Consider the following 8,908-nt stretch of genomic DNA (forward strand, 5'->3'; position numbering starts at 1 on the left):
ATTAACAGCCGTTTCCAACTGTTATCCCCCGGTACAGGGCAGGTTACCCACGTGTTACTCACCCGTCCGCCACTAAAATTACAAAATTCCATCCGAAAACTTCCTTCTGTAATTTCCGTTCGACTTGCATGTGTTAGGCACGCCGCCAGCGTTCATCCTGAGCCAGGATCGAACTCTCTCGTTAAAAGTTTGATCCGGTTTAGACTTAAGCTTGGCTTATTCTTAACCGTTATTACTGTTTAAGGTTTTGTTCTTGAAAATCTCTCGAACTTCAGGCCTCTACCTTATCGGCCTTTGTTCTTGGAATTTTCAGGGTTTTATATACTGTTCAGTTTTCAATGTTCTTGTCGTTCCCGTCAGGCGAGCGACTTGATTATCATATCAAATCTCAGCTCTCATGTCAAGAACTTTTTTTATTCTGTTTTTTTGATTTCGTTCCGTTTCCGCTGATATGAGAATCGCTCCTGAACCGGATCGGCGCTGCGTTTCATTCGCAACGGAGCCTATCTTATCACCACAGGATGGATTCGTCAAGCGAATTTTATATTTTTTTAAAACAATTTCTTCCTGTTCTTCCAAAGAGACAAAACCGCGTATTTTCGCCATTTCAGAAAAAGAGGAGCGCCGCAGCGCTCCTCTGAAACTGATTTTACAGTCTTATTTTTTGATATTGTGTTAATATCACATACAATTTATCAAATACTACCGGTTTGTGTTTGGAATTGGACACACACGGGTAGTTGAAGATCCCCCCCGCTCAGTGAATCAGATTCTTCATCACCCGTACCGCCATGGAGACCAGCAGATTGTGATTGCCGATCCATGTCAGAATCTCACTGCGATCTATCTGGGCCGAGAGAACACTTCCCAGTTCCGTTGTCGAAAAAGCCATGACAAACAGCATAAAGATCCACACACACAGAATACCGATCATGCCGCCGACGGCTGCACCCAGTGTCCGGTTGATCCCGGAGATAACGGGAATCCGCGAGAAAATGCTTGTAAACCAGAAAATCAGCCGAATCGCCACAGTCACAAGAACAAACAGTCCCAGATAGACCAATATATTCAGGATACTGTTGGCCAGATATCCAGCAACATAATCCGCAAAGCGGTCCACTCCCAGAATCTTGTACACCTGTCCATTGTTATTCTCGATCAGAGCCTTTTTCAAATGTTCCGGAAGCGGCAGCGCCTCGATGGCCGTTCTCTCCGCGGACGGATCGTTTACCCCCGTCTTTTTGGCCGTGCCGCTTTCCCCTCTCTCTTCTTTTCCTGCAGTCTTGTCCGCAGTCTCATCGCCTTCCGAAGGCTCCCCGGAGCTTTCTCTGCCCGTATCGCCCTCAGAGCCCCCGCTTTCCGTCTCTTCATCCCCGAAGCCGATCACCTTCAGGGTATACTCCTGAAACGCGCTGTATACGCCGGTATTCGTCCTCAGCCAGTTACACATATAAGGTGTCGCGACATGTGCCGCTGTCAGTGTCAGGATCAATGCGCCCGCCGTGACGACCATCCGGAGAAATCCCCGATGATGGCCATATAGCACCATCGCGGCGAGGAAGACCCCCACCGCGACGGTAAGCCACTGCTCCTGAACGTATGCAGTGATTATTTCCATATAGTTGTTCTCCAGGCTCCGACAGACACACTGATCTGTTGATTTGAGCCGTCAGACAAAGTTTGAACGTTTTCTTTCCGACTTGCATCCTATCCAATGATTTCTCAGTCAAAGAAATGCTTTTCCCTGAGAATCAGAAGTCCGTTCTTGTCATAACGTTTTGCAAAGAGATGCTTCTTCTCGGCTTTGTCCGCCGCATGCTCGATCAGATCCGCCGCGCTCTCACGGGTCAGCGGAACGCCGTCTTCCTCCATCATTTCCGCGCGCTCATACAGGGCAAGCTTGCTCTTCCCGTCAATGCTGCAGTCGATATCCGCAGCATAACGGCATGCGTACTGAACGAAATCCTCGACTTCCATCTCATCATTCTCGACATCCGCAGCCTCTGAGCGGACATCATTTTCCGATTTCTCACGGTCGGATTCGTATGCTTCTCTTTCATCCGCATCGGGATCATCAGAGTCTTCATCCTCATCCGGTTCTTCCCCGTCATCCGGGGATTCTTCGTCCGTCTCTTCCACTGCCTCAGCTTTCGCTGCCGGGGCATGGTCTTCCGAAACTTCTGTGTCCTTTTCCTCCGCCACATCGTCTTCGGCTTCCCTCTCGTCCGGAAGATCTTCTTCCACCTCCGGAAGTTCCTCATCCTCCTCGAGGTCTTCTAGATCTTCCACGACCTCCGGACGCTCACCGTCGCCGCCGTACATCTCGGTCGCAGCCGGGAATTCCGCGCGGAACGCAGACAGATTCTCTTCGTCATCAATCAGGATGACGGACATTTCCTCTCCTGCCTGTGCCACAAAATCGTTCAGATCTTCCAGCGTCTCCGCATCCAGGTCCGCTGCGCGCTCGATGATCAGGTCTTTTCCCTCCAGCTTTCCGGCAACGGAGAAAACGCCTCTCTTTGCCAGCCGGTCTCCGCTGATCTTTGCCGCAGAGCGCTTTACGCCCAGAACTTCATGGAATTCCTTGAGCAGTCCCAGAGCCTCCTTCAGGCCGGCTTCCTCATCGTCGGCCGCCAGCATAATCCTGTTTTCAAACGGAGCCTCTTCCTGTTCCTCCTCTTCCAGATCCCAGTCTTCCAGCTCCGGCATGGCGTCTTCCTGCTGCACATCTTCCTGCGCTGCCGTTTCATCTTCCATTCCGGTTCCGGAAATGTCCTCTTCCTGCTCCGTCTTTTCCTGCGAAGCCCGGTGGAGATCGCTTACACGCTGAAGCACACGGGTCTGGTCATCCTCTTCCGCCTCTGTATTCTCATACGGCTGCATTTTGGATACTTCTCTCGCCAGTTCTTCTTCCGCCCTGGCCTCGTGAAGGCTTGCTTCCAGACTGTCATCTGCTTCCTCGCGGCGGATCTCCTCCCCGCGGTTCTCGGATTCTTCATTTTCTTCTTTCCGAGCGAACTCCCGGCGGTCATCACCGTCTGCATTTCGGCCGAGGTCCACGTCGCGGAACTTTTCCTCTACTTCCTGAAGTTTTCTCTCATACTTCTGACGGTTCTCCGCCAGATCTTTCTGATAGCTGTTCAGCGGAGCAAACTCCTGTTTCAGTGCCATTGCCTTATCGACATATTTTCCGATACCAAACATCAGCATAATCTTGTCGCAGGCCCTGACACAGTCATCCTCGCGTCCGGCCTCGCGGTAAAGCTCTGCCAGGTGATACAGCCACTTGTCATCCAGCTCATCGTTGCAGTACATCTCCAGAGAATTGATCTGCTGCTCCACCGATGCGCCTTTTGCCTCCAGAATCAGGAAGCGAAGAAGGTGCTGCACGCTGTCATTGTCATCCACCTGCTCACAATATTCCTTGTAATATGCCTCGGCTTCGCGGACATTTCCCTCCCGGAAGGCAAGGTCGGTCAGCTTGGTCAGAAGTGTTCTTCCGATCGGCGCTCTCTCATAGGCAATCAGCAGAATATCCTTCGCATCGGAATACTCACGGTTCTTCTCATAAATGGAAGATGCCAGCGTGAGGAGTCCGGTGCTCTTGACGCGTCTCCAGTCGATTGCATCCGCAATCTTCATGGCCGTCTCGTAATCGCTCTTATTTACAAGTTTTTTTATTTGCTCGATCTTTACCTTAAATTCAAACTTATCCATGGTATCTATCTCCGCCGTTTTCCCTTATATTTCCGTTCTGCCTTCCAGCGCCCGGAGAAGTGTCACCTCATCGGTGTACTCCAGATCTCCTCCAACCGGCACTCCGCTGGCGATCCTTGTAACCCGGATCCCTGTCGGCTTAATCAGCTTGCTGATATACATTGCGGTCGTCTCGCCCTCAAGGCTTGAGTTTGTCGCGATGATTACCTCGCTCACTTCCTCTTTCTGAAGACGAAGCATCAGCTCTTTCAGGCGAATGTCATTCGGTCCGATGCCGAGCATCGGAGAAATCGCGCCGTGCAGAACATGATATACACCCTGATACTTTCCGGTTTTTTCGTATGCCGCCAGATCGCGGGTATTTTCCACAACCATAATCGTGTTGTGATCCCGCTTCGGGTTTCCGCAGATCGGACAGATCTCCTGATCCGTCAGTGTCTGACACTCTTTGCAGTAGCGGACATTATGGCGGGCATCCACGATGGCCCGTGAAAGTTTCTCCGCCTGCTCGACCGGCATATTGATGACGTGAAACGCCAGTCTCTGCGCCGACTTGCTGCCGATTCCCGGAAGCTTGGCAAACTCTTCGATCAGGCTGCTGATCTGTGAACTGTAATAATCCATCAGAATCCCAGTCCGCCTCCGAGGCCGCCCAGACCGCCGGTCACGCTGTTCATGAGTGCCTGACTGTCATCCTCGGCCTTCTTCATCGCCTCATTGGCTGCTGTCAGGATCATATCCTCCAGCATTTCCACATCATCCGGATCGCAGGCCTCCGGGGAGATCTTGACGGAAAGCATCTCTTTCTTTCCGCTGACTGTAACCGTAACGGCACCTCCGCCGGTGGATGCGGAATACTCACGCACTTCCAGTTCTTTCTGCTTCTCTTCCATCTGACGCTGCATTCTCTGCGCCTGCTTCATGATATTCGCCATGTTACCCGGCATTCCGCCCGGGAATCCTCCGCGTTTTGCCATTCTTTTCCTCCTCGCCCGTCTCCGGGGCTGCTCTTTATGTTTCGGACAATGCTCCGTACTCTGTCAATTCTGATGTTTTCCAATCATATCTTTTCAATTATAGCGCAATCTTTCATTCTTCGCATCTTATATAAATCTTACGATGAACCGTCCTTTCGATCCGCCCGGCCGCGGCAGCGATACGGGGAATCCATGCGCGCTGTCTTCTTTCCTGCCCGCAGCCCATCGCCGGTTCAGTCCTCTTCCGTGATCGGGAAATTGATCACCGCCTGAAGATCCTCGCTGCTGACATAGACCGTATCTTCCTGTCTTACTGTGCCGTCACCGCGGGCCGTAAACCGGATCTCCCGCTGATAATCCTCCGCAATGATGTCACTGATCTGCTGGAAGGCACCGAGGCGCTCCAGCATTTTCGCATTCATCTGATCCGGAACGATGATCTCCATCCGCCCGGGGGATACCGGATTGACGAAACTGTCGCGCAGAGCAGAGCGAACGGATCCGCCGACTTTTCCGACGACCATGGGCCACTCTTCCCGTATCAGTTTCAGTTCCTTAAACTCCGCCGGCGGAAGTGTCACCTTTTGGGGTTCTTTCGGCGCGGATGGTGCAGCGGCGTTTCCTGCTGCCGTTCCGACCGTTCCTCCCAACTGTGCCGCAGCCGCGGCCGCCGCAAGGTCTGCCCCCGACGGGATCTCGCTTATTTTCCTTTCCAGTTCCGAGAGGCGCTGCAGAACCGAATCGAGATTATTCTCCATTGCCGGTCTGGTCAGCCGGATCAGCGCGATCTCCACCAGAACACGCTTCTGCGTCGCAAATCTCATCTGTCCGGAGAGTTCGGAGAGGACGCGGATATACCGCATCAGAGTCTCCTCATCCACGTGCCGGGCCTGCTCACGAAGGACCTTGGCATTATCCTCCGACATTTCCACCATATCTTCCAGCCGGTCATCCTCCGACGCATTCCGGATGATGAGAACATTTCTCATGTACCAGAGAAAATCCGTCACCATCTGAGACAGTTCCCGGCCTTCCGCCACCATCTCACTGACTGTGCGGAGACATTCCACCGTATCGCTGCGGACAACCGCGTCAAAGAGACGCGTGAACACCCCCGTGTCCACCGCGCCCAGAACATCGAGCACATTGTCATAGGTCAGTTTTTCATCAAAATGGAACGCCGCGCACTGATCCAGAAGACTCAGGGAATCACGCATAGAGCCGTCGGCAACCCGGGCGACATAGCGCAGCGCCTTGTCATCGGCATCGATTCCCTCTGCGTCCGCCAGTTCGCGCAGATGTCCCGCAATGGTATCAATAGAGATACGGCGGAAGTCATACCGCTGGCATCGGGAGAGGATCGTGATCGGAATCTTGTTGACCTCGGTGGTCGCGAGAATAAAAATAACATATTCCGGCGGTTCCTCGAGAGTTTTCAGGAGAGCGTTGAACGCGCCCGGCGAGAGCATATGCACCTCATCGATGATGAAAACCTTGTACTTTCCGTCAGTCGGCGGATACTGCACCTGGTTGCGGATTTCACGGACGTCATCGACGCCGTTGTTGCTCGCCGCATCGATCTCCATCACATTCAGCGACGCGCCTTCCGCGATCGCGCGGCACATGGCGCACTCCCCGCAGGGGTTCCCGTCTTTCGGATGCTCGCAGTTGACGGTTTTCGCGAAAATCTTCGCGATACTGGTCTTACCGGTTCCTCTTGTTCCGCAGAACAGATAGGCATGACCGATCCGTTCCGTGAGAATCTGATTCTTCAGTGTTCTGACAATATGTTCCTGCCCCCGGACTTCATCAAATGTCGACGGGCGCCATTTTCTGTATAAAGCGGTGTAAGCCACCTGATTCACCTCTTACTCTGCTCTTTTTGTTTCTTCATTCCGCGCACCTCTGTCCTGTGTACCGGATGCGCTTCGCCTTCGCTTCTATTCTGCATCGGTGCGGGATCTTTCATCCCGCGCCGCCTTTTTTCATGAAACCTCTTCTCTCACGGCTCGTTTCCGAAGGAGATTCCGACCGCTCTTGCCTCCCGGATGATCTCGCTCTCCGGATCCACCGTTTTCAGTTTTCCGGCAACGTCCCCGAGGGGTACCGACACAAACTTTCCGCCGGTAATCGCCGCCATGCGGCCGAACTCGCCGCGCAGTGCCATGGCGGCCGCCTCACTTCCAAGCCTTGTGGCAATCACTCGGTCATAGGCCGTCGGATGTCCGCCGCGCTGCATGTGTCCCGGCACCGTCACCCGGACTTCCTGGCCGGTCTTCTCCTCAATGGCGGCACCGATCCCGTAAGCCGGTGACGGATATTTCTTCTTCATTTTTTTGCGGAGCTCTTTCTGCTCCTTTTTGGAAAGCGCCGCCATCTCTTTCGAGATCGCCCCCTCCGCCATCGCAATGATGGTGAAATGTTTCCGCTGCGCCTCCCTTGCGCGGATCGCTTTTACAATACTGTCGATGTCGTACGGGATCTCCGGGAGAAGGATCACGTCCGCTCCGCCGGCAAGTCCCGCATAGAGCGTGAGCCATCCGACTTTGTGTCCCATCAGTTCCACGATAAACACACGGCCGTGGGATGCGGCCGTCGTATGAATGCAGTCGATGGCATTCGTCGCAACTTCCACCGCACTGTGAAAACCAAACGTGATATCGCTTCCCCAGAGATCATTGTCGATGGTCTTCGGAACCGCGATCACCCGCAGTCCCTCCTGAGCCAGAAGATTGCTGGTCTTCTGGCTTCCGTTGCCCCCCAGAACGATCAGACATTCCAATCCGAGCTCCCGGTATGTATCCTTCATCGCACGGACCTTGTCCAGTCCGTCTTCTTCCGGATCCCGGATCTGCTTAAACGGTGTTCTCGACGTCCCGAGAATCGTTCCGCCCCGTGTGAGAAGTCCGGAGAAATTCTCCGGCCGCATGATCTCATACTCTCTGTGGATCAGTCCGCGGAATCCGTTCCGGAAACCGATGATCTCCACATCCGTTCCCAGACGGAACAGTGCCTTCGCCGTGCCCCGAAGAGCCGCATTCAGGCTCTGACAATCGCCTCCGCTGGTCAATATTCCGTACCGTTTCATGAGCCCCCCGTCCTTTCCCCGTATCGATCGGCCATTCTGAGTGCTTCTATGTAAAACAACGAATCCTCCGCAAATCATTATTCCGGCAATCACTTCATTATTATACTCGGGAATGGCAGGATTTAACAATCGCGTTTTAGAAACAGAACCTTCATGCAGCCATGACACGAAAAGAGCGGCCGGTGCAACGGCACCGACCGCTCCAAATATTCATATAAAATCCGCACACCCCGCTTTGAACACAAACGGCGGACGTTACCCTCGCAGTTAACTCGGTCCAGGCTTCCCTGCGGCACACAGAAGGGCCCGCTTAGTGCTGCTGCATTCCTGCCCTGACACGGTTCACGGGGATCTGTTGCGCAAGACCCAAACTTCAACGCCACTTACAAGGGGCAGCTCCGCTGCCTGAGCCCTGGGCGGGATATCACCCCTGCTATAGCGGATTGCAGGTACAGGGCACCGCTGACTCCCCGGCTGTGCGGAAAGGTTATGACGAAGTCTTTCTTTGCTCAACTGATTGCTCAATTTGCCTTGTAAGTATACAGGAGCCCCCCGGTTTTGTCAAGATTTCCCATGTTTCCCCTGACATTTCCGACAAAAGATACTTGCTTTTCAAATTGTTTTATGATAACATCTTAGCGTTATATGGGCGATTTCCCGAGTGGCCAAAGGGGACAGACTGTAAATCTGCTGCAGATTGCTTCGGTGGTTCGAATCCACCATCGCCCATTTCGCGTTCGCGCGGATCTTGCCGGCATGGCGGAACTGGCAGACGCACGGGACTTAAAATCCCGCGAGGGTAAAACTTCGTACCGGTTCGATTCCGGTTGCCGGCATGAATCGAGTAGGAGGCGGTGACTAACCGCCGTCCTCTCACAGCACCGTACGTACCGTTCGGTATACGGCGCTTTCAATAGTTGACGTGCACAGACTGATAGGCTGTGGCTAAATCATAGAAGCCACTGTTTATCAGTCTATCTTTTGTCATCGCCATGTTGACTGCGACTGTATGTGTGGTAAACCAATATCCACGCCGACTGTTGCCAGCAATATGCGCCAAGTCCTCGGGCACACCCATCTTAATCAGATTTCGCACCTTTGTCTTGGGCTTCTTCCATTGTTTCCA

Annotated in this window: 7 protein-coding genes, 2 tRNA genes, 1 rRNA gene, 1 other RNA gene and 1 pseudogene; 2 read left to right on the forward strand and 10 right to left on the reverse strand. The window is 53.3% G+C overall.

The window, feature by feature from the left end:
- From BMW41_RS13390 to ffs, 9 genes are all read right to left on the reverse strand, one after another.
- A 16S ribosomal RNA gene (locus BMW41_RS13390) occupies nucleotides 1–184 on the reverse strand; the annotation flags it as partial.
- 197 nt (nucleotides 185–381) lie between these two features.
- On the reverse strand, nucleotides 382–579 hold the full coding sequence (locus BMW41_RS14675; RefSeq protein ID WP_177171254.1) for a hypothetical protein: 198 nt from the start codon (nucleotides 577–579) through the stop codon (nucleotides 382–384).
- 178 nt (nucleotides 580–757) lie between these two features.
- Nucleotides 758–1,618 carry a CvpA family protein gene (locus BMW41_RS13400; protein WP_074650677.1) on the reverse strand — a complete coding sequence of 287 codons (861 nt, stop codon included), beginning with the start codon at nucleotides 1,616–1,618 and terminating at the stop codon, nucleotides 758–760.
- Between the two features lie 104 nt (nucleotides 1,619–1,722).
- On the reverse strand, nucleotides 1,723–3,717 hold the full coding sequence (locus tag BMW41_RS13405) for a coiled-coil domain-containing protein (protein WP_074650678.1): 1,995 nt from the start codon (nucleotides 3,715–3,717) through the stop codon (nucleotides 1,723–1,725).
- Between the two features lie 24 nt (nucleotides 3,718–3,741).
- Nucleotides 3,742–4,341, reverse strand: coding sequence for a recombination mediator RecR (gene recR, locus BMW41_RS13410; protein ID WP_074650680.1), 600 nt, complete (start codon nucleotides 4,339–4,341; stop codon nucleotides 3,742–3,744).
- Nucleotides 4,341–4,694, reverse strand: a complete 354-nt coding sequence (locus tag BMW41_RS13415; protein ID WP_074650682.1) for a YbaB/EbfC family nucleoid-associated protein — start codon at nucleotides 4,692–4,694, stop codon at nucleotides 4,341–4,343. The genes recR and BMW41_RS13415 overlap by 1 nt, the downstream gene beginning before the upstream one ends.
- Before the next feature lie 233 nt (nucleotides 4,695–4,927).
- Entirely contained in the window at nucleotides 4,928–6,550 is a 1,623-nt protein-coding gene (dnaX, locus tag BMW41_RS13420; protein ID WP_074650686.1) for a DNA polymerase III subunit gamma/tau, read from the reverse strand.
- Nucleotides 6,551–6,696: 146 nt separating this feature from the next.
- Nucleotides 6,697–7,782 (reverse strand): 6-phosphofructokinase, encoded by a 1,086-nt coding sequence (locus tag BMW41_RS13425; RefSeq protein WP_074650684.1) that lies wholly within the window; start codon nucleotides 7,780–7,782, stop codon nucleotides 6,697–6,699.
- A 221-nt stretch (nucleotides 7,783–8,003) separates the two neighbouring features.
- Nucleotides 8,004–8,264, reverse strand: an RNA gene (ffs, locus tag BMW41_RS13430) — signal recognition particle sRNA large type.
- A 165-nt stretch (nucleotides 8,265–8,429) separates the two neighbouring features.
- On the opposite strand from ffs, the gene BMW41_RS13435 reads away from it, so the two are divergent.
- Both BMW41_RS13435 and BMW41_RS13440 read left to right on the forward strand, forming a co-directional pair.
- A tRNA-Tyr gene (locus BMW41_RS13435) sits at nucleotides 8,430–8,511 on the forward strand.
- Between the two features lie 21 nt (nucleotides 8,512–8,532).
- A tRNA-Leu gene (locus BMW41_RS13440) sits at nucleotides 8,533–8,618 on the forward strand.
- Between the two features lie 74 nt (nucleotides 8,619–8,692).
- Here the strand turns inward: BMW41_RS13440 and BMW41_RS14815 are convergent.
- Nucleotides 8,693–8,908: pseudogene (locus tag BMW41_RS14815) on the reverse strand (group II intron reverse transcriptase/maturase); the annotation flags it as partial.

This window comes from [Clostridium] aminophilum (assembly GCF_900101295.1).
Lineage (GTDB): Bacteria > Bacillota > Clostridia > Lachnospirales > Lachnospiraceae > Clostridium_R > Clostridium_R aminophilum_A.